Source organism: Streptomyces sp. NBC_00028 (assembly GCF_045041065.1).
Taxonomy (GTDB): Bacteria; Actinomycetota; Actinomycetes; order Streptomycetales; family Streptomycetaceae; genus Streptomyces.
In genome coordinates, this window is sequence record NZ_CP108293.1 from 1353135 (window position 1) to 1371751 (window position 18617).

15 protein-coding genes are annotated in these 18617 nt (G+C 73.1%); 7 read left to right on the plus strand and 8 right to left on the minus strand.

From position 1 onward, the window contains the following. Nucleotides 1-2: 2 nt before the first annotated feature. From OG885_RS05965 to lnt, 4 genes are all read right to left on the minus strand, one after another. A complete protein-coding gene (locus OG885_RS05965) occupies nucleotides 3-1928 on the minus strand; it encodes a helix-turn-helix domain-containing protein (protein WP_405727121.1) in 1926 nt (641 codons plus the stop codon). Nucleotides 1929-1996: 68 nt separating this feature from the next. Continuing rightward, nucleotides 1997-2797: a 3-hydroxybutyrate dehydrogenase gene (locus OG885_RS05970; RefSeq protein WP_405727124.1), complete on the minus strand. Its 801-nt coding sequence runs from the start codon at nucleotides 2795-2797 to the stop codon at nucleotides 1997-1999. 54 nt (nucleotides 2798-2851) lie between these two features. Next, nucleotides 2852-3331, minus strand: coding sequence for an NUDIX hydrolase (locus OG885_RS05975; RefSeq protein WP_405727127.1), 480 nt, complete (start codon nucleotides 3329-3331; stop codon nucleotides 2852-2854). A gap of 43 nt (nucleotides 3332-3374) precedes the next feature. Further along, nucleotides 3375-4985, minus strand: coding sequence for an apolipoprotein N-acyltransferase (lnt, locus tag OG885_RS05980; protein WP_405727130.1), 1611 nt, complete (start codon nucleotides 4983-4985; stop codon nucleotides 3375-3377). Between the two features lie 251 nt (nucleotides 4986-5236). Here lnt and OG885_RS05985 point away from each other — a divergent pair, with 251 nt between their 5' ends. Beyond that, nucleotides 5237-6307, plus strand: a complete 1071-nt coding sequence (locus OG885_RS05985) for an O-antigen ligase family protein (RefSeq protein WP_405727132.1) — start codon at nucleotides 5237-5239, stop codon at nucleotides 6305-6307. A gap of 7 nt (nucleotides 6308-6314) precedes the next feature. On the opposite strand, the gene OG885_RS05990 is transcribed toward OG885_RS05985, so the two are convergent. Together OG885_RS05990 and OG885_RS05995 are read right to left on the minus strand one after the other, a co-directional pair. Then, entirely contained in the window at nucleotides 6315-6857 is a 543-nt protein-coding gene (locus tag OG885_RS05990) for a hypothetical protein (RefSeq protein ID WP_405727135.1), read from the minus strand. Nucleotides 6858-6962: 105 nt separating this feature from the next. Next, entirely contained in the window at nucleotides 6963-7748 is a 786-nt protein-coding gene (locus OG885_RS05995) for a glutamate racemase (RefSeq protein ID WP_405727138.1), read from the minus strand. Between the two features lie 57 nt (nucleotides 7749-7805). On the opposite strand from OG885_RS05995, the gene OG885_RS06000 reads away from it, so the two are divergent. Continuing rightward, a complete protein-coding gene (locus tag OG885_RS06000; RefSeq protein ID WP_405727141.1) occupies nucleotides 7806-8981 on the plus strand; it encodes a glycosyltransferase in 1176 nt (391 codons plus the stop codon). Nucleotides 8982-8993: 12 nt separating this feature from the next. On the opposite strand, the gene OG885_RS06005 is transcribed toward OG885_RS06000, so the two are convergent. Continuing rightward, a complete protein-coding gene (locus OG885_RS06005; RefSeq protein WP_405727144.1) occupies nucleotides 8994-10292 on the minus strand; it encodes a TerD family protein in 1299 nt (432 codons plus the stop codon). Between the two features lie 296 nt (nucleotides 10293-10588). Between OG885_RS06005 and OG885_RS06010 the strand changes: the two genes are divergently transcribed. From OG885_RS06010 to OG885_RS06025, 4 genes are all read left to right on the plus strand, one after another. Further along, nucleotides 10589-11020, plus strand: a complete 432-nt coding sequence (locus OG885_RS06010) for a DUF6643 family protein (protein ID WP_329332307.1) — start codon at nucleotides 10589-10591, stop codon at nucleotides 11018-11020. 42 nt (nucleotides 11021-11062) lie between these two features. Continuing rightward, nucleotides 11063-11890 (plus strand): MOSC domain-containing protein, encoded by an 828-nt coding sequence (locus OG885_RS06015; RefSeq protein WP_405727147.1) that lies wholly within the window; start codon nucleotides 11063-11065, stop codon nucleotides 11888-11890. Between the two features lie 174 nt (nucleotides 11891-12064). Next, a complete protein-coding gene (locus OG885_RS06020; RefSeq protein ID WP_405727150.1) occupies nucleotides 12065-12670 on the plus strand; it encodes a hypothetical protein in 606 nt (201 codons plus the stop codon). A gap of 108 nt (nucleotides 12671-12778) precedes the next feature. Then, a complete protein-coding gene (locus OG885_RS06025) occupies nucleotides 12779-15217 on the plus strand; it encodes a right-handed parallel beta-helix repeat-containing protein (protein ID WP_405727153.1) in 2439 nt (812 codons plus the stop codon). Nucleotides 15218-15224: 7 nt separating this feature from the next. Here OG885_RS06025 and OG885_RS06030 read toward each other — a convergent pair whose 3' ends face one another. Then, complete coding sequence (locus OG885_RS06030) at nucleotides 15225-17510, minus strand: hypothetical protein (RefSeq protein ID WP_405727156.1); 2286 nt, start codon at nucleotides 17508-17510, stop codon at nucleotides 15225-15227. A gap of 268 nt (nucleotides 17511-17778) precedes the next feature. Between OG885_RS06030 and OG885_RS06035 the strand changes: the two genes are divergently transcribed. Next, the gene (locus OG885_RS06035; RefSeq protein WP_399954374.1) at nucleotides 17779-18591 is read left to right on the plus strand and encodes a DeoR/GlpR family DNA-binding transcription regulator; all 813 of its coding nucleotides are present in this window, start codon (nucleotides 17779-17781) and stop codon (nucleotides 18589-18591) included. Nucleotides 18592-18617 lie beyond the last annotated feature (26 nt).

Here is an 18617-nt window from a genome sequence, read left to right on the forward strand (position 1 = left end):
GGTCAGTGCTGGGCGGGAGCGGACAGTATGTGCAGGCGCAGGGCGAGCTGGATCTCCAGGGCGCGGGCGGGACTCTGCCAGTCGTCGCCGAGGAGGCGGCCGATGCGCTCCAGGCGCTGGGCGACGGTGTTCACATGGACGTGCAGTTCGTCCTTGGTGCGGGCCGGGCTCATGCCGCAGGCGAAGTAGGCGTCGAGAGTGCGCAGCAGGTCGGTGCCGCGTCGCGCGTCGTAGGAGACGACCTGGCCGATGGTGCGGTCGACGAAGCCGGTGATGTCCCGGTCGCCGGCCAGGAGCAGGCCCAGGAAGCCGAAGTCCTCGGCCGCCGCCCCGTCGCCGGTACGGCCGAGGAGCCGCAGCGCGTCGAGGCAGCGCCGGCCCTCCTCGTAGGCGGCCGTCACGCTGTCCGCTCGGGTGGCCAGGTCCGCCACGGGGGCCGAGGCTCCGACGGTGACCTCTTCGTGGACGGCCGTGCCCAGGTGGCGGGCGGTGCGGCGGGCCAGGGCGGTCGCGGTGTCCCCGGGTTTCAGGGGCAGCAGCAGGACGGTGCCGCCGTCGCGGGCGGCGGCAAGGCCGTGCCGGGTGGCGGCGAGGTGGGAGGCGGCGGACCACAGGCGTCTGCGCGCGTCGGCCTCCTGCTCGGCGTCGGCGGTGGTGCCGTCGAGGCGGGCGGCGAGGACGACATGGGTGGCGTCGAGGTCGGCGTGCAGACGGGCGGCGCGCTCGCGCAGGAGGCGGGGATCGCGGTCGCGGGCGTCGAGGAGGTCGTCGAGAAGCTCACCGCGGACGCGCTGTTCGGCCTCGGCGGCGGAGCGTCGGGCGAGCAGCAGCAGCGAGGTGACCATCGCCGCGCGCTCCAGGGTGAGCTGGTCGACGGGGTCCAGGCCCGGGTGGCCGCGCAGCACGAGCGCACCGAGCAGTTCGCCGCCGGCGGCCACGGCCGCGACCCAGTCGTCCCGGTGTCTGACCGCGTGTCCTTCGGCGCGGGAGGCCTCCAGGGCCTCGGCCGGTGCGGCGACGGCCTCCAGGAACTCGACCGCGCCGTCGAGCACTTCGGCGACGGCGGCCGCCACGTCGTGCACCCCGCCGCCGCGCAGGACGAGTTCGGCGAGCCGGTCGTGGACGTCGGAGGCACGCTCGATGACACCGCTGCGGTCGCGGATGATCTCGTTGGCCCGCTCCAGGTCGGCGAGGGCCGAGCGGGTCTCGGTGAGGAGGTTCGCGGTGTCGATGGCGGCCGCTGCCAGCGCGGCGAAGGAGCCGAGCAGGGCGATCTGCTCCCGCTCGAAGACCCGGGCGCGCCGGTCGGCGGCGAAGAGCACCCCGATGACATGGTGCCCGAGGGTCAGCGGCACACCGAGGATGGCGACCAGGCCCTCGTCCCGTACGCCGTTGTCGATGCTGCGGGTGTGCTGGAAGCGGTCGTCCTTGAAGTAGTCGTCGGTGACATAGGGGCGGGCGGTCTGGGCGACGAGGCCGCCGAGCCCCTCCCCCATGCCGAGCCGCAGCTGCTGGAAGCGGGCGGCGACGGAGCCCTCGGTGACCCGCATGTAGGTGTCGCCCCGGGCGGGGTCGTTGAGGCTGAGATAGGCGACGTCCGTGCCCAGCAGCGACCGGGCGCGTTGGACGATGGCCCGCAGGACGGCGTCCAGGTCGCGCAGTCCCGCCAGGTCGTGCGCGGTCTCGAAGAGCGCGGACAGCTCGGCCTCGCGGCGGCGCCGGCCCTCCAACTCGGAGCGCACGCGCAGCGCGATCAGCTTGGCCTCCTCCAGCGCGGCGACGCGCTCGGCGGGCCGTCCCTCGGCGCGGGCGAGCAGCACCGGCTGCTCGTAGGCGTCGGCGGACGCGCCCCGGGCCAGCAGTTCGAGGAACGGGGCCTCGGTGCTGCCGGTGGGGCGTTCGGCGGACTGCACGTGATCGCGGGACATGTTCACAGGATTCCTCATCACGCACTCACCTCGTCAGCCCTGTGGAAAACCCCGGCGGGCGCCACCGGTCAGTGCGCCGTCCAGCCGCCGTCGAGCACCAGGGACGTGCCGGTCACGAAGGAGGCCTGCGGGCTGCACAGATAGGCGACGGCCTCGGCGACCTCCTCCGGTTCGATGAGCCGCTTGACCGCGCTGTCCTGGAGGAGCACCTCGCTCAGGACGCGCTCCTCGGGGATGCCGTGCGCCCGCGCCTGGTCGACGAGCTGCTTCTCGACGAGGGGGGTGCGGACATAGGCGGGGTTCACGCAGTTCGAGGTGACGCCGTGCGGGGCGCCCTCCAGGGCGGCCGTCTTGGACAGGCCCTCCAGGCCGTGCTTGGCGGCCACGTACGCCGACTTGAAGGCGGAGGCGCGCAGCCCGTGCACCGAGGAGACGTTGACGATACGGCCCCACCCCTGCCCGTACATGTGGGGCAGGGCGCCCCGCACGAGGCGGAACGGGGCCTCCAGCATGACGGTGAGGACCGTGTGGAAGACGTCGGGCGGGAACTCCTCGATGGGGCGCACCAGTTGCAGCCCGGCGTTGTTGACCAGGATGTCGGTCCCGGCGGCGGTGAGCTCGGCGGCGTCCAGGTCGGTGAGGTCGAGGACGTGTGGCTCGACGGCGCCCGCGAGGTCCCGGGCCGCGTCCACGAGCTCCTCCAGCCCGGCGGCGTCCCGGTCCACGGCTCTGACCTTGGCCCCGGCCGCGGCGAACCGCAGCACACAGGCGCGCCCGATGCCGCCGGCGGCGCCGGTGACGAGGGCGGTACGGCCGCCGAGGTCGAGCGTGGGGGCGTGGGGGGCCGGGAGGGCGCGAGCAGCTGTCATGAAACGACCCTAGGCAGCCGTCGCACCTCACCCCATGTGGCCGTAACCCATACTTCAGCTGGATCCAGTGGGGTCGAACCATGTGGGTGCGTCCGCCAGGGCCTGCTTGATCCGGAACTTCCCGAACTCGTTCAGGTCCGGCAGGGAGTCCACGGCGAACCAGCCCACCTCCAGCGACTCGTCGTCGTTGACCTTGGCCTCGCCGTCGACGGCCCGGCAGCGCACCGTGATGTCCATGTACTGGCAGACGTCACCGTTGGGGTAGGTGATCGGCTCCAGGGCCTGGACGAGAACGACACGCTCGGCGACACAGCGCACCGCCGTCTCCTCGAACACCTCGCGCACCGCGCAGGCGGCGGGCTGCTCTCCCGGCTCCGGGATACCGCCGATCAGCGACCACCGACGGGTGTCGGAGCGCCGGTTCAGCAGCACCCTGCCCTCGTCGTCGAAGACGACGGCGGCGACTCCGGGGAGCCACAGCAGCTGATGACCGACGGAGGCACGGAGATCACGGATGAAGTCGGGAGTAGCCATGCCCCGACCCTAGGGCCTGGCGGCGGATCATGCCGCAGACGACCTAACCGGCCGCTCCGGCCCGCCTGTTGCGCACGCGCGTGGAGATCGCCCAGCCCAGTCCGCCCGCGGCGACCAGGACCAGCAGCATTTCGGGCAGGATGCCGAGCTTCGTGGCCGGCGTCTCGGAGGACCGCAGCGGCACCTTCTGGACGAGGGAGTCGGCGACGAACATGCCGGTCTTCTGGGTGATCCGCCCGTCCGGCATGATGATCGCGCTGACGCCGCTGGTGACCGGGACCGTCACGGTCCGGCTGTGCTCGACGGCGCGGACGCGGGACATGGCGAGCTGCTGGTAGGTCATCTCGCTGCGGTCGAAGGTGGCGTTGTTGCTGGGTACGGAGATCAGCTGGGCGCCGTCGGTGACCTCGGAGCGCACGGCCCAGTCGAAGGCCGCCTCGTAGCAGGTGACCAGGCCGACCTTGGCGCCGGCCATGGTGAACACGCCCGGTTCGGTGCCGCGGCTGAAGTCCTGGCGGACCATCGAGGTCCAGTCGCTGTTGATCGCCCCGATGAGCGAGCGCAGCGGGAGGTACTCGCCGAAGGGCTGGATCTGCCGCTTGTCGTAGGTGTCGGTCGGGCCCTTCACCGGGTCCCACAGGATCTGCTCGTTGTAGAGCTTGCCGTCCCGCTCGACGACGCCGCCGACCGAGATCGGCACGCCGATCGCCTTGGCGGCGCCGTCGATGACGGCGCGCGCGTCGGAGTTGGCGAACGGGTCGACGTCCGAGGAGTTCTCGGGCCACAGCACGAAGTCGGGCTTGGCGACCTTGCCGGCCCTGACCTTCTCGGCAAGGCGCTCGGTCTCGCGCGCGTGGTAGTCGAGGACGGCACGCCGCTGGGCGTTGAAGTCGAGGCCCGCGCGCGGCACGTTGCCCTGGATGACGGCGACGGTCACCGTGCCGTTCTCGGCCTTGTCGCTGACCAGCGGGCGGGCGGCCAGCGCCCCGACGACCGGGACGACGAGGCTCAGCAGGGCGACCGCGGCGGCCGACCGGCGAACATCCTGCCCGCGGCGCTGGGCGAGGAGGACGCGGACGACGTCGTACAGCCCGAAACCGCACAGGACGACCGCGAAGCCGAGCACCGGTGTGCCGCCCACGGCGGCCAGCGGCAGGAAGACGCCGTCAGCCTGGCCGAAGGCGATCTTGCCCCAGGGGAAGCCGTTGAAGGGCGCACGCGCACGTGCCGCCTCGCCGGCGATCCACAGGGCGGCCGACCACAGGGGCGCGCCGGGCAGCTTCGACACCGTGGCGATGCCCGCGCCGACCAGCGCGACGAAGATCGCCTCGATCGCCACCAGCGCGATCCACGGCCCGGGGCCGACCTCCACGCCGGTCCACACCAGAAGCGGCAGCAGGAAGCCGAGGCCGAAGAGGTAGCCGAGGCCCAGGCCCGCCTTCCAACTGCGGCCGCGCAGCACCCAGCCGAACACGGCGAAGGCCGGCAGCGCGAGCCACCACAGGGTGCGGGGCGGGAAGCTGACGTAGAGCAGTACTCCGGAGAGCGCGGCGGCGAGGGCCGGGACGAAGCGCACGAGGCGGGCCCCGCGCGAGGCGGCGGCGGGCGGCTGGGCCCGGTCCGACTCGTCCACGGATGTTGCGGTGACGGTCACTCCGGGAGTGTACGGCGGGTGACCTGGGCACCGACAGCGCGGTCCGGACGGCAGCGCTCGCGCACGAAAGCCGTACCGACCGCCCAGGACCCCCCGTACCACATCCGTCCTGCGCAACTCGTCCACAAACCGTCCATCAGCCGTTACGGTGTGCCGGAGCCTTTGTCGTGCGGCCGGTCAGGCGGCCGTGCGAGCGGGCCCGGCACAGGTCGGGGGGAGACCGGTTCGGGGGGTCGGTGGGATCCACGGGGATGACGTCTGCGTCCGGTCCTGGGGAGGACAGCGACAGACGAAACGTTTCTGACGCGGCGGGTGTCGTGGTGCTCGGGGCCTGTGCGGTCTGGGCGCTGATCACGGCGGCCGTGCGCGCGGGCCGCCCCGAGGGCGTGCTGCTGGCGGTCCTCGCGGTGGCCGCCGGCTACGCGGCGGGGCGGATCTGCGGAGCGCTGCTGCCGGTCGCGCCCCTGTGCGCGGCGGCGCTGACCGGGGTCGGTCTGGTGGCGGCGGCCCCACGTCTCTCCCCCGGGCCGGAGATCGTCGCGCCGCTCGGACACGCGGGCGGCGCCGCGGCGGTGCTGACGCTGTCCACGGGCGCCGCGTGCTGTGCCGCCTGGGCCGCACGCGCCCCGGTACCGCGGCTCGTGCTCCGGACCCTGGCCGCCGGCATCGTGGTGACGGCCGCAGTCCTCGGTTCGATCGGCGGCTGTGTCGCGAGCGGCGCGGTGCTGCTGGCCTCGCTCGCCGCCGGCCGGATGCGCGGCCACCGCGGTGCGGGCTTCGCGGGGCTGGCCCTCGCCGCGGCCCTGACCACCGCACTGCCCTGGGCGGTCGCCGGCCGGGCGCTGCCGGAGGGACTCACGGCGTCACTGGAGGGGCAGCTGACCCGGCACCGGGTCGACCTGTGGCACGACGCGCTCCACATGGCGCACCGGGACGCGGGCCTTGGCGTGGGCCCCGGGCGGTTCGGCGAGCTCAGCACGACGGCGGCCCAGAGCCTGCTGTCCGACGGCAAGCCGCACTCGGCACCGTTGCAGCAGGCCGCCGAACAGGGAGTCGTCGGCGTGCTGCTGCTCGGCGCGGTCTTCTGCTGGATGCTCTCCACCCTGTGGCGCTCCCCGCGCCCCACGCCGGTGGCCCTCACCGCGGGAGCGGCGCTGACGGCACTGGCGGCGATCGTCTCGGTGGGCAACGCCCTCAGCTTCACGACGGTGTCGGTGGGTGCCGGACTGCTCGCGGGGCTGGCCGCGGCCCGCCCCCTGGCGGACGAGTCGGCACGCCCTCAGACGGAGGTACGCCCCGCGCGCGACCGGCTGGCTCCGTGAGACGCGCTCAGTGCGCCGCACCGGGCGTACGCGGGCGCAGCCGGTCCCGGATGATCTGTACGGCGGCCTCGGCGTCGTCCACGGTGATCGTGAACGTGTGCCCGTCCCACAGGCTCAGCCGTACGCCCTCACCACGGCGTACGACGACGGCGGTGCCCTTCTCGGGCCGCCAGCGGTAACCCCAGCCGCCCCAGTGCCGCGGCGTCACGTGCGCGACCTCGGCGCCGGCCACCAGGGAGAGGGGGATGCGGCGGCGGGGCAGGCCCATGTGGCCGCAGCGCACCTCCAGGTGCTCCTCGTCGACCCTCAGCGCGACGTGCACGAACGCCAGCGTGCCGAACAGGACCAGCAGCCCGGCCGCGATACAGCCGACGACGGCCATGGCGAGCGGGGCGATGCCGGAGGTCCATGCCGAGTCGACGGCGAGCTCGATACCGAGCGCCAGGCACGCGGCGCCCACGAGCGCCAGCAGCCACTGGTACCGGTTGGTGGCCCGTCCGGTCCAGACGTCGGAATGCGGCGTGCTCTCGCCCTGGGGGTGGTCCCTCATGCCTACGAGATTACTCAGGTTTCGCCGTGCGGGTAGCGCGTGGCGGAGAGTGACCGGGCCGGGCGCGGATGCGGGAACAGCGAGCGCGCCGTCCGTGAACTTCGCTCAGCGGGCGTGGGTGACCGACTGGAGGAACCTTCCTTCCTCGTACGTCAGGGCGGTCTCCGGCAGCGCTTCCCGCCGTCCGCTGAGCAGCACCGTGAGCGTGCCGTCCGCGGCGGCGTCCGGTGCGGGGGCCGCGCCGATGCGGCGCAGGGCCTGGGCCGCCACGGCTCCGGCCGTGCCGTGCAGGATGAGCGGCGGCCGGCCGGGCCGCTGGACGGCCGACCGGATGGGCTCGGCGACCAGTTCGTAGTTGGTGCAGCCCAGGACCACCGTGGTCACGTCCTCGGGCGTGAGCGCGGCGGCCGCGGCGACGGCGACCGCTACGGCCGCCTCGTCCGCGTGGTGCACGGCGTCGGCCAGCCCCGGGCAGGGCACTTCGGTGACGTCCACGCCGACGGCGAACTGCTCGATGAGACCGCGCTGGTAGGCGCTGCCGGTCGTGGCGGGGGTGGCCCAGATGGCGACGGGTCCGCCGCCGGCCGCGGCCGGCTTGATCGCCGGGACGGTGCCGATGATCGGCAGACCCGGTTCGAAGCGGGCACGCAGCGCGGGCAGGGAGTGCACGGACGCGGTGTTGCAGGCGACGATCAGGACGTCGGGGTCGTGCTCGGCGGCGGCGCCGGCGACGGCCAGGGCCCGCTCGGTGATGTCCTCGGGGGTGCGCGGTCCCCACGGCATGCCGTCGGGGTCCCAGGACAGGACGAGATCCGCGTCGGGCCGCAACCGGCGTACCGCGGCGGCGGCGGGGAGGAGGCCGAGTCCGGAGTCCATGAGCGCGATCTTCACCCGGCCACGATAGACGATGAGCCCTTTCCGGCCGGTCCCGTGGGGCAGACTGCGCCCGTGAGCGCCATCGCGTGGACCGCCGCCGTATCCCTCACCGCCTGGCTGTGGCTGTTGCTGTGCCAGGGCTTCTTCTGGCGTACGGACGTCGGACTCCCCGAGAGGCGCGAGCCGGAGGACTGGCCGTCGGTCGGTGTCGTCGTCCCCGCGCGCGACGAGGCCGAGGTGCTGCCCGCGAGCCTGCCCTCGCTGCTCGCCCAGGACTATCCGGGACGGGCCGAGGTCTTCCTCGTCGACGACGGCAGCACGGACGGCACGGGAGAGCTGGCCCGGGAACTGGCACGGCTGCACGGCGGACTGCCCCTCACCGTCGGCTCGCCGGGTGAGCCGCCCGCGGGCTGGACCGGCAAGCTCTGGGCGGTGCGCCACGGCATCGGCCTGGCACGCGCGCGTGACCCCGAGTACCTGCTCCTGACGGACGCCGACATCGCCCACGCCCCCGACAGTCTGCGCGAGCTGGTCGCGGCGGCGCGCACCGGAGGCTTCGACGTCGTCTCCCAGATGGCCCGGCTGCGCGTGGAGAGCCGGTGGGAGCGCCTGGTGGTACCGGCCTTCGTCTACTTCTTCGCGCAGTTGTATCCGTTCCGCCGAATCGGGAAAAAGGGGTCGCGTACGGCGGCCGCGGCGGGCGGCTGTGTGCTGCTGCGCACCGATGCCGCCGCGCGGGCGCGGATCCCGGACGCGATCCGGCACGCCGTCATCGACGACGTGGCACTCGCGCGGGCCGTCAAGGACGGCGGCGGGCACATCTGGCTGGGGCTGGCGGACGGGGTGGACAGCGTGCGTCCCTATCCGCGGCTGCACGACCTGTGGCGCATGGTCTCGCGCAGCGCGTACGCGCAGCTGCGGCACAGTCTCCTGCTGCTGACCGGCACGGTGGCGGGGCTCGCGCTGGTCTATCTGGTGCCGCCGGTGGCGCTGTTCGCGGGGCTCGTGGCGGGGGACGCCACGGCCGCCGTCCTCGGTGGCGCCGCGTGGCTGGTGATGACGGGGACGTACGTGCCGATGCTGCGCTACTACCGGCAGCCGCTGTGGCTCGCTCCGCTGCTGCCGGTCACGGCGTTCCTCTATCTACTGATGACGGTCGACTCCGCGGTGCAGCACTACCGGGGGCGCGGTGCGGCCTGGAAGGGCCGCACCTACGCACGTCCGGGCACGGTGTCCGAGGAGGGGTGAGCGAGTGGCTCCCTACTTGCGGCCGGGGGTCCAGTTCATGCCCCAGCCGTAGGCGTAGTCGACGGTCCGCTGCGGGCTCACGCCGCGCTCGGGCACCAGGTAGCGGGCCTCGCGTTGGACGACGAGGTCGGAGCCGGTGTTGGTGATGAGGGCGAGCGCGCACACCGTCGAGGGGACATTGCACTCGTCGAGGGAGAAGTCGATCGGGGCGCCGAACTGCGGCTGGAGCGTCACGGTGGCGTGCAGGTCGGCGAAGGAGCGCGCGCCCTCGTAGATCGTCACGAAGATCAGGACGCGACGGAAGAGCTGCTTGTGGTCGAGGTTGATCGTGAGGTTCTCGCCGCTCGCGACGGCGCCGGTGCGGTCGTCGCCGTCGAGGTGGATGAACGGCGGCTGGTGCAGGGAGCCGAAGGCGTTGCCGAGGGCCTGGACGACGCCCTTGCTGCCGTCGGTGAGTTCGTACAGGGCGCACAGGTCGAGGTCGAGGTCGTTGTGCATGGCGACCGGGCGGCCCAGCTTGCTCGCCCACCCCGAGAACTGCTTGCGCACCTCCCAGTTGAGGTTGACCCGCATCGCGCCGGAGGTGCCGCCCTGCTTGGTCAGCGACACCGAGGGCGAGGCCTTGGTGAGCGTGACCTTGGTGAGGCGGACCGGCTGGGCGGGTGTGGGAGGTGCCGTCGGCGGTGCGGCGGGCGGCGGCGGCATGGTCACCGGGGGCATGGGCGCGGGTGCGGTCACGGGGGGCGCCACGGGAGCGCGCGGCGCGGTCGGCGCCGGGGCGGCGGCCTGCTGGGGTTCGTCGACCGTGATGCCGAAGTCGGTGGCCAGGCCTTCGAGTCCGCTGCTGTAGCCCTGGCCGACGGCACGGAACTTCCAGGAACCCTGGCGGCGGTAGAACTCACCGAGCACGAAAGCGGTTTCGACGGTGGCGCCGGTGCTGTCGAAACGGGCGACGGAGGTCCCCTGGGTGGCGTCCTTGACCTCGATGTGGAGGCCCGGCACCTGTCCGAACGCGCCGCCGTCGGAGGAGGCGGCCAGGACGATCGTCTCGATCGCGGGCTCCACGCGCGCGAGGTCGACGAGCAGACTGTCGACCACCTGACCACCGAGATTGCGCTTGCCCTCGTGCCGGACCGCGCCGGAGGAGTGCGCCGGCTGGTTGTAGAAGACGAAGTCGGCGTCGGAACGGACCTTCCCGCCGACTAGGAGCAGCGCCGACGCGTCGGCGTCGGGCACCCCCGGTCCGGTGTTCCAGCCCAATTCGACCCTCAGCGCCGTGGTCGGCACCGGAGTATTGGATCCTTTCGACATTGACATGTCCGCCCCCATCACGTGGCACCGCGCCAGGCATGTCCCGGCAGCCCATTGGTTCTCTACAGGGTCAACCTATTCCCCGCGACCGCGAACTCCCACGGGGTGCGCGGGAAGATCACTGTCCAACCCCCGGTAACCCGCTCGGAACTCGGGCTTTACAGGATCCGAACGCAGGTCGAGGTCCCTTTTTGCCGAGTTCGCTCGCATTGGGGATCCCAGGTCACTGCCGACACGGAAAACAACCCTCTTATCGGTCTCCCCAACCAGCACATCGTGGGCTTAACTTATGTGCCATGACCTCCCCCCGCTCCACTTATGGCGGCGGCTACTACTCCGCCTCTTTCCCGGACACTCCGATCTACGACTCGCTCGTGGCCGAGCGGGGCACCCCGCAGATCGCCCCGATCCGGGTCCCGGCGGAGTACGCCATGCCGAGCAGCAGCAACCTGCCCGCGCTGCCGTCCGCGCTGCCCGCCCTCCCGGCGGGACCGTCCCAGCCCTCCTACGGCTACCCGCAGGCGCAGCAGCCCTCGCCGCTGCAGCAGGCGCCCGCCGCGTACATCCCGCAGCAGGCCTCCGCGCCGCGCGGTTATCCCGGGCCGCAGCAGCAGCCCCGTCCGATGAACCAGGGCATGGGCTACGAGGCGATGCGCCCCGCGGCTCCCCGGCCCGCTCCGGCGCCGTATCAGGACCCGTACAACAACCAGCAGTACCGCGGCTACTGAGCCGACCCGCGGACTGTCCGTGCCTGCTGGCACGATGGATCCATGGGCAACGCGCAGCTGCAGTCGATTCACGTACATCCGGTCAAGGCGTTCCGGGGCCAGGCGCCCCGGGAGGCCGTCGTGGAGCCCTGGGGGCTGGCCGGAGACCGGCGCTGGGCGCTGATCGACGACGGGGGAAAGGTCGTCACGCAACGGCAGCAACCGCGCATCGCGCTCGCCGCCGCCGAGCTCCTGCCCGGCGGCGGCGTTCGCCTGTCCGCGCCCGGTGCGCAGCCGCTGACGGTGCCCGTGCCGCGGCCGGTCGGGACCGTGCCGATGCAGATCTTCCGCGACAAGGTGGAGGCGGTCCCCGCGGAGGACCCGGCCGTGCACGCCTGGTGCAGCGCCTATCTGGGCGCCGACGTCCGACTCGTGCACATGGACGACCCCGCCACGCGCCGGCCCGTGGACCCCGAGTACGCGCGCGAGGGCGAGACGGTCTCCTTCGCCGACGGCTATCCCCTGCTGGTCACCACGACCGCCTCGCTCGACGCCCTCAACTCCCTCGTCTCACAGGGTGATCACCCGGCGGAGGGCCCGCTGCCCATGAACCGGTTCCGGCCCAACGTGGTCGTGTCCGGGACCGGCCCGTGGGCCGAGGACGACTGGTCGAGGATCACGATCGGCGAGGTCGGGTTCCGCGTCGCCAAGAGCTGCGGCCGGTGCGTGGTGACCACCACGGACCAGGACAGTGCCGTGCGCGGCCGCGAGCCCCTGCACACGTTGGGGCGCCACCGCAGACTGGAGGGCAAGCTGGTCTTCGGCCAGAACCTCGTCCCCCTCTCCCCCGGTGTGATCCGGGTCGGCGATCCGGTCACGGTCCTGGGCTAGCCGAGATCCGTTCGAGGACGGCTCGCGGGAACTCGCTCCCAGGGGCCTGGCGTTGGCATGTTGGAGACGTTCGTGGGACGACCCGGCGCAGGTGATTTCGCTCTCTCTTTGACCGGTCCCGCGGGTGAAACGCCGTAGCGAGGGTTATCACGGAGCGGGAAGGGGGTGCGGACGGTGCGAGCGATCAGCGGACTCTGGCGCTGGCGGCACAACCCGCTGCGCCGTGCGACCGACCTCGCCGAGGCCTGGGTCGCCCTCGCGGCCCTGCTGCTCATCCTGGTCGTCACACCCCTGGCCGGCGCGGTCGTCGGCGGTGTCGCCCAGGACGCGCTCCAGGAGTCCGTGCGACAGCAGCAGAAGTCCCGCCACCTGGTCACCGCCACCGTGGCCCGCGCCCTGGACCGCTCGCCACTGGACGCCGATCCCGAGACGACCACCGGCCGGGACCTGCGCACCCGCGTCGTCGCCGACTGGACCGCACCGGACGGCACCACGCAGCACGGCCCGGCCATGGCAAGCCTCAAACACCCGCACAGCGGCGACCACTTCACGCTGTGGACGGACGCCCACGGCCGCATAGTGGCCCGCCCACTGGACTCCGCGACCGCGACCACCCACGCCGTCCTCGCCGGAGTCGGCGCGGCCCTGCTCGGCATCGGTCTCGTCGAGGGCAGCCGAAGACTGATCGTCTGGCGCATGGTCCGCCGCCGGTACGCCCGTTGGGACCAGGCCTGGGACAAGGCGGGCCCGGACTGGGGCAGGACCGGGACCGGCAGCTGACGGCCTTCCCACTCTGGTCAACCCACCGCGTGCGCGCACGCTACGGTGGACCGGCCGAGGCATTCGGCATCCAACCCGCGTACCACGAGGTGGGGGCACAGCAGCGCCATGGCACAGGGCACGGTCCAGGTGACGCACACCGGCACTTCGAGGTGGCGGCGCCGCACAGGTGAGTACGCGTCGCTCGCCGCCGCCCTGGAGGCCGCGGCCGACGGCGACGTCCTCACCGTCGCCCCCGGCACCTACCGCGAGAACCTCGTCGTCCAGCGGGCGGTGACCCTGCGCGGCCCCGAGGGCTCGCCCGGTTCGGTGCGCATCGCGCCCGTGGACGGGGTGCCGCTCACGGTGCGGGCCTCGGCGGTGGTGCAGGACCTGCATGTGGAGGGCCAGGACGCGGCGGCCCCGGCGCTGCTGGTCGAGGAGGGCACCCCGGAGCTGTCGGACATCCGGATCGTCACCCGGTCCGCGGCCGGCATCGAGGTGCGCGGCGGCGCCCGCCCGACCGTGCGGCGGTGCACGGTCGACAATCCGGCCGGCATCGGCATCGCCGTGGTCGACGGCGGGGGCGGTGTGTTCGAGGAGTGCGAGGTCGTGGCGGCCGGGCAGGCCGGTGTCGCGGTCCGCGGCGGCGCCCACCCCCGCCTGGAGCGCTGCCGGGTGCACCACACCTCGGGCACGGGCCTGACGGCGACCGGGGAGAACTCCGCGCTGGAAGCGGTCGGTTGCGAGATCTACGAGGTCCGCGGCAGCGGCGTCCAGATCACCGGCCGGGCCAGCGCGCACCTCACCGACTGCGATGTGCACCGCACCACCGCCGACGGGGTCACGCTCGACACGGACGCCGTGCTGACGCTGGCCGACTGCCGGATCCACGACATCCCGGAGAACGCGGTGGACCTGCGTTCCCGCTCCGTCCTGACGCTGACCCGCACGACGGTGCGTCAGTTCGGGCGCAACGGCCTGTCGGTGTGGGACCCGGGCACGCGCGTGGACGCCAACCAGTGCGAGATCTTCGACAGCACCGGCGACTATCCCGCGGTGTGGGTCAGCGACGGCGCGACCGCGGTGCTGGACTCCTGCCGGGTGCACGACGTGCCGGACGCGCTGTTCGTCCTCGACCGCGGCTCCCGCGCGGACGTCGTCGACAGCGATCTCTCCCAGGTGCGCAACACGGCCGTGTCGGTGAGCGACGGCGCCACCGCCCAGCTCGACGACTGCCGCATCCGCGACGCCGCGACCGGCGCCTGGTTCCGCGACCACGGCAGCGGGGGCACGCTCAACAACTGCACCGTGGACGGCACCCAGACCGGGGTGATCGTCACCAAGGGCGCCGATCCCACCATCGAGCGCTGCACGGTCGACTCCCCCGCCGAGGCCGGTTTCTACGTCTCCGCCGGCGGCCGGGGCAGCTTCCTCAACTGCCGGGTCACCGGCAGTTCGGGGTACGGCTTCCATGTCATAGACGGCTGCCGTACGACGCTGCGCAAGTGCCGCACGGAGCGGTGTGCGCGCGGCGGGTACGAGTTCGCCGACGCGGGCCCCGACGGCGGCTCCGGCACCGGCCCGGTCGTGGAGGACTGCACGAGCGACGAGAGCGCGGGCCTGACCCCGCCCCCCTCGCCGGCGACCGCCGTGCAGACGGCGAGCCAGTCCCCCGGGCTGCTCGGCGCCATCCCCGGGCAACGCACCACCGAACAGGAACCGCTGGTCACCCCCGCCGAGCCGGAGCAGCCCTCGCGCAGCTCGAAGGCCGTGCTCGGTGAACTCGACGCCCTGGTGGGCCTCGACAGCGTCAAGCGCGAAGTACGCGCCCTCACCGACATGATCGAGGTCGGCCGCCGCCGCCGGGAGGCCGGCCTCAAGGCGGCGTCCGTCAAGCGTCATCTGGTCTTCACCGGTTCCCCGGGCACCGGCAAGACGACGGTGGCCCGCCTCTACGGCGAGATCCTCGCCTCCCTCGGTGTGCTGGAGAAGGGCCATCTCGTCGAGGTGTCCCGCGTCGACCTGGTCGGCGAGCACATCGGTTCGACGGCCATCCGCACCCAGGAGGCCTTCGACCGGGCGCGGGGCGGGGTGCTGTTCATCGACGAGGCGTACGCGCTGTCGCCGGAGGACTCGGGCCGTGACTTCGGCAAGGAGGCCATCGACACGCTGGTGAAGCTGATGGAGGACCACCGGGACGCGGTCGTGGTGATCGTCGCGGGCTACACGGCCGAGATGGAGCGCTTCCTGTCGGTCAACCCCGGTGTGGCGTCCCGCTTCTCACGGACCATCACCTTCGGCGACTACGCGCCCGACGAACTGCTGAGGATCGTCGAGCAGCAGGCCGACGAGCACGAGTACCGGCTGGCGAAGGGCGCGCCGGAGGCCCTGCTCACGTACTTCACGGCGATCCCCAAGGGCCCCGCCTTCGGCAACGGCCGCACCGCCCGCCAGACCTTCGAGGCGATGGTGGAGCGGCACGCCAGCCGGGTCGCCCAGGTCGAGGACCCGAGCACGGACGACCTGACCCTGCTGTTCCCGGAGGACCTGCCGGAGCTCCCCTGACCTGGTGCTACCGCTGCGCCGGTACGTCCGGTCGCAGCCTCGCCAGGAGCTTCGCCCGTTCCTCGGCGAACGCCGGGTCCGCCTGGTAGTCGGAGTGGCCCAGGATCGGTGCGGGCAGCGGATGCCGGTCGGTGCGGCCATAGGCCAGCGGGTCCCGGAGGGGTTCGTGGTCGACCTCGGGGCCGCACGCGCCGGACAGGCGCATGGGGCCGCCGATCGGGTCGGTGGGCCGGTACAGATTGCGCCAGCAGGCGACGTCGTGGTGCAGGGCGCTCAGGGCCGCCGGTCCGAAGTGGGCCGGGAACCAGCGGCCGTAAAGGCGCTCCAGCGGTGAGCCGTAGGTGAGCAGGGCGACCCGTCTGCGGTCGGCGGGGGTCAGCTGCCAGGCCGCGGCGGCGGCGAGGACACTGCCCTGGGAGTGCCCGGAGATCACCAGGCGGCCGCCGGTGGCCCGCGTCCAGGTGGCCATCCGCCAGGTGAGGTCGGGCACCGCGCGCTCGGCGTAGCAGGGCGGCGCGAAGGGGTGGGCGGCGCGCGGCCAGAAGGTGCCGACGTCCCAGAGGATGCCGATGGTGCGGCGCGCGGAGGGGTCCTTGTAGGCGCGTCTGCCCCAGGTGACGAAGAGTATGAAGCCGAACCCGATCAGCCAGGAACCGAGTGCCTGCGCGGTGTCGGCGGCGCCCTGGAGGAAGGCGTACGAGCCTCCCGCCGCCTCGGCCGGTACCTGCTCCGTCGTCATGGCGCCGACCAGGGCGCCCGCGCCCAGCAGCAGGGTGGTGGCGGAGGTGACGGCGAGGATGCGCGGGGCCCGGTCGGTGAGCGTGGCCAGGGCACGGGCGGTGGCGATGCTCCGGGTGCGGGCCCGGTCCTTGGGTTCGTCCGGGTAGTCGGTGTCGATGGCGGTCAGCTCGGCCCGGCGCAGCAGCCAGGCGCGCCGGCCCAGCCAGCCGCCCAGCACCAGCAGCACGACGAGCAGCGGCGGGATCACGGACGCCTGCCAGGTCAGCAGGACCGGCGGGCCCGGGATCGAGGCGCCGGTGCCGTCCAGCCAGTCGGCGACCCGCTGGGAGACGCCGCCGGACATCACCCCGCCGAGCGCGCAGGCCAGCATGGCGACCGCGGGACCGCCGAGGCCGCGCATCGCGGCGCGCGGATCGGGATGCGTGCGGTGCAGGACCTGGGCGACGACAGCCATCACGATCACGATCAGGCCCTGGGCGAGGGCGATGCCGCCGAAGGTCGTGTCCCCCGGCAGCCGCCCCCGCGACTCCCATCCCGGCCGGTCCCAGCCGGCGTACACCAGGCTGAGCAGGAGCAGCACGAGCGCGGCGAGCGGCAGACGTCGTACGAGACGTTCGTCGAGTTCGCGGTCGAGACGGTTCTCACTGCGGCCCCGGCGGCAGACCACCCCCACCACGACGGCCGCGCCGGCGGCGATCGCCGCGAGCAGGAGCAGGCCGAGGGTGTCGAGCGGGGCGGGTCCGCCCGCGCGCCGGTCGAAGCGGGCCGCCGCGGAGGCGACGGCCGCGGCGATCGTGAGCAGGGCCGCGGCGGTGTGGGCGGCGCGCAGCCGGGCGACCAGCCGACGGCCGTACCAGAAGCCGGGGCGGCCGAGCGCGGTACGGGCGGTGTCCTCGTCGTGCTCGGCCGGACGGGTCAGGGGCTGCTGGGACTCGTACGCGTTCCAGGTGCGGTGGGACAGGTACCAGAGCAGGCAGGTCAGCGCGGCGGGCAGCAGGGCGGCGAGTGCGAGGCGGCGGCCGGGCCCGCTCCACCAGCCGCCGTCGGAGACCGTCGGCGACAGGAAGCCGAGCCAGGAGTGCCGGTCGGCGCACGCGCGCGTGCCCGCGCACTGCCAGGCGGTGAGGTCGAGCGCGACCTCGCAGACGGCCGCGACCAGCAGCACGGTCAGGGTGAGGGCGGCGAGCCGTACCAGCAGCCCGTACAGGCGGACCGTGCGGGTACGGCCGCGGGCGGCGGGGCGCATCCAGTGGGCGAGGTTGACGACCATGAAGGGCAGCAGCAACAGCCACAGCGCGCGGGAGGAGTTGCCGGAGGTCAGATTGCACCAGACGTAGGCCTCGGGCACCGGCTCCTGGCGTGGGTCCTTCGGTCGTCCGGTCTCGGCGTCGACGTCCTCGGCGCGCCGGAACACGGCCGCCGTGTCGTCGCCGGTGATCCGCACGGTCCGCGGATCGTCGAGCATCTTCTCGGGCGTCGTACCGCCCACCCCGTGGACCAGCAGCTCCAGGGCGGAGCCGGTCGTCGAGGCACGTTCCTGCGCACGTTCCACTGTTCGCACTTCCCCCGTGACGCGCCGTCGGCATGTGTCGTGCGGGCTCAAGGATCTCCGCTGGGGCGGCCTCGTACACCCCTCGTCACGGAATCTCCCCGATCCGTGTGACAGGCGGGAGAACGATGGGGTGAAGGTGACATGCGCGCGTCGTGACAGTCGGTGCCGCGACCCGTACCGTGACGTGCGAGGATGGGACGTCCGCGGGCTGGTGGGAGCAGGTCGCCGGGCGGGTCGAACGGATTGCGGCGAAAGGACCGGAGCGTACGTGAGTGAGAATCAGAACCTCCTCGCGGAGCAGCGGCGCGCCCTCATCCTGGACGAGGTGCGGCGGCGCGGCGGCGTCCGGGTCAACGAGCTGACGCGCAAGCTCGGCGTGTCGGACATGACGGTGCGCCGCGACCTCGACGCGCTGGCCCGCCAGGGTGTCCTGGAGAAGGTGCACGGCGGCGCGGTGCCGGTGGTCGAGGCGAGCACGCACGAGCCGGGTTTCGAGGCCAAGTCGGGCCTGGAGCTGACGGCCAAGGAGGACATCGCGCGCGCGGCGGCCGAACTGGTCGCGCCGGGCAGCGCGATCGCCCTGTCGGGCGGTACGACGACGTACGCGCTGGCCCATCATCTGCTGGACGTCGCGGATCTCACGGTCGTCACCAACTCGGTGCGGGTGGCCGACGTGTTCCACGCGGCGCAGCGCACCTCGGGTCCGCGCCAGGGGGCGGCGACGGTCGTGCTGACCGGCGGTGTGCGCACCCCGTCCGACTCGCTGGTGGGCCCGGTCGCCGACCAGGCCATCGCGGCGCTCCACTTCGACGTGCTCTTCCTCGGTGTCCACGGCATATCGGTCGAGGCCGGCCTGTCCACGCCGAACCTCGCGGAGGCCGAGACCAATCGCCGGTTGGTGCAGTCGGCGCGCCGGGTCGTGGTGGTCGCCGACCACACCAAGTGGGGCACGGTGGGCCTGAGTTCGTTCGCGGCGCTGGATCAGGTCGACACGCTGGTGACGGACGCGGGGCTGCCGGCCGCGGCGCGCGAGGAGGTCGCCGAGCAGCTGCGGCGGCTGGTGGTCGCGGGCGAGGACTGAGGCCCTACAGACAGTTGATGGTGCGT

Coding starts and splice junctions, on each gene's coding strand:
- OG885_RS06010 (WP_329332307.1), top strand. CDS start 10,589: ATGACCTCCCCCCGCTCCACTTATGGCGGCGGCTACTACTCCGCCTCT.
- OG885_RS05985 (WP_405727132.1), top strand. CDS start 5,237: ATGACGTCTGCGTCCGGTCCTGGGGAGGACAGCGACAGACGAAACGTT.
- OG885_RS06015 (WP_405727147.1), top strand. CDS start 11,063: ATGGGCAACGCGCAGCTGCAGTCGATTCACGTACATCCGGTCAAGGCG.
- OG885_RS05970 (WP_405727124.1), bottom strand. CDS start 2,797: ATGACAGCTGCTCGCGCCCTCCCGGCCCCCCACGCCCCCACGCTCGAC.
- OG885_RS06005 (WP_405727144.1), bottom strand. CDS start 10,292: ATGTCGAAAGGATCCAATACTCCGGTGCCGACCACGGCGCTGAGGGTC.
- OG885_RS06025 (WP_405727153.1), top strand. CDS start 12,779: ATGGCACAGGGCACGGTCCAGGTGACGCACACCGGCACTTCGAGGTGG.
- OG885_RS05975 (WP_405727127.1), bottom strand. CDS start 3,331: ATGGCTACTCCCGACTTCATCCGTGATCTCCGTGCCTCCGTCGGTCAT.
- OG885_RS05990 (WP_405727135.1), bottom strand. CDS start 6,857: ATGAGGGACCACCCCCAGGGCGAGAGCACGCCGCATTCCGACGTCTGG.
- OG885_RS05965 (WP_405727121.1), bottom strand. CDS start 1,928: ATGTCCCGCGATCACGTGCAGTCCGCCGAACGCCCCACCGGCAGCACC.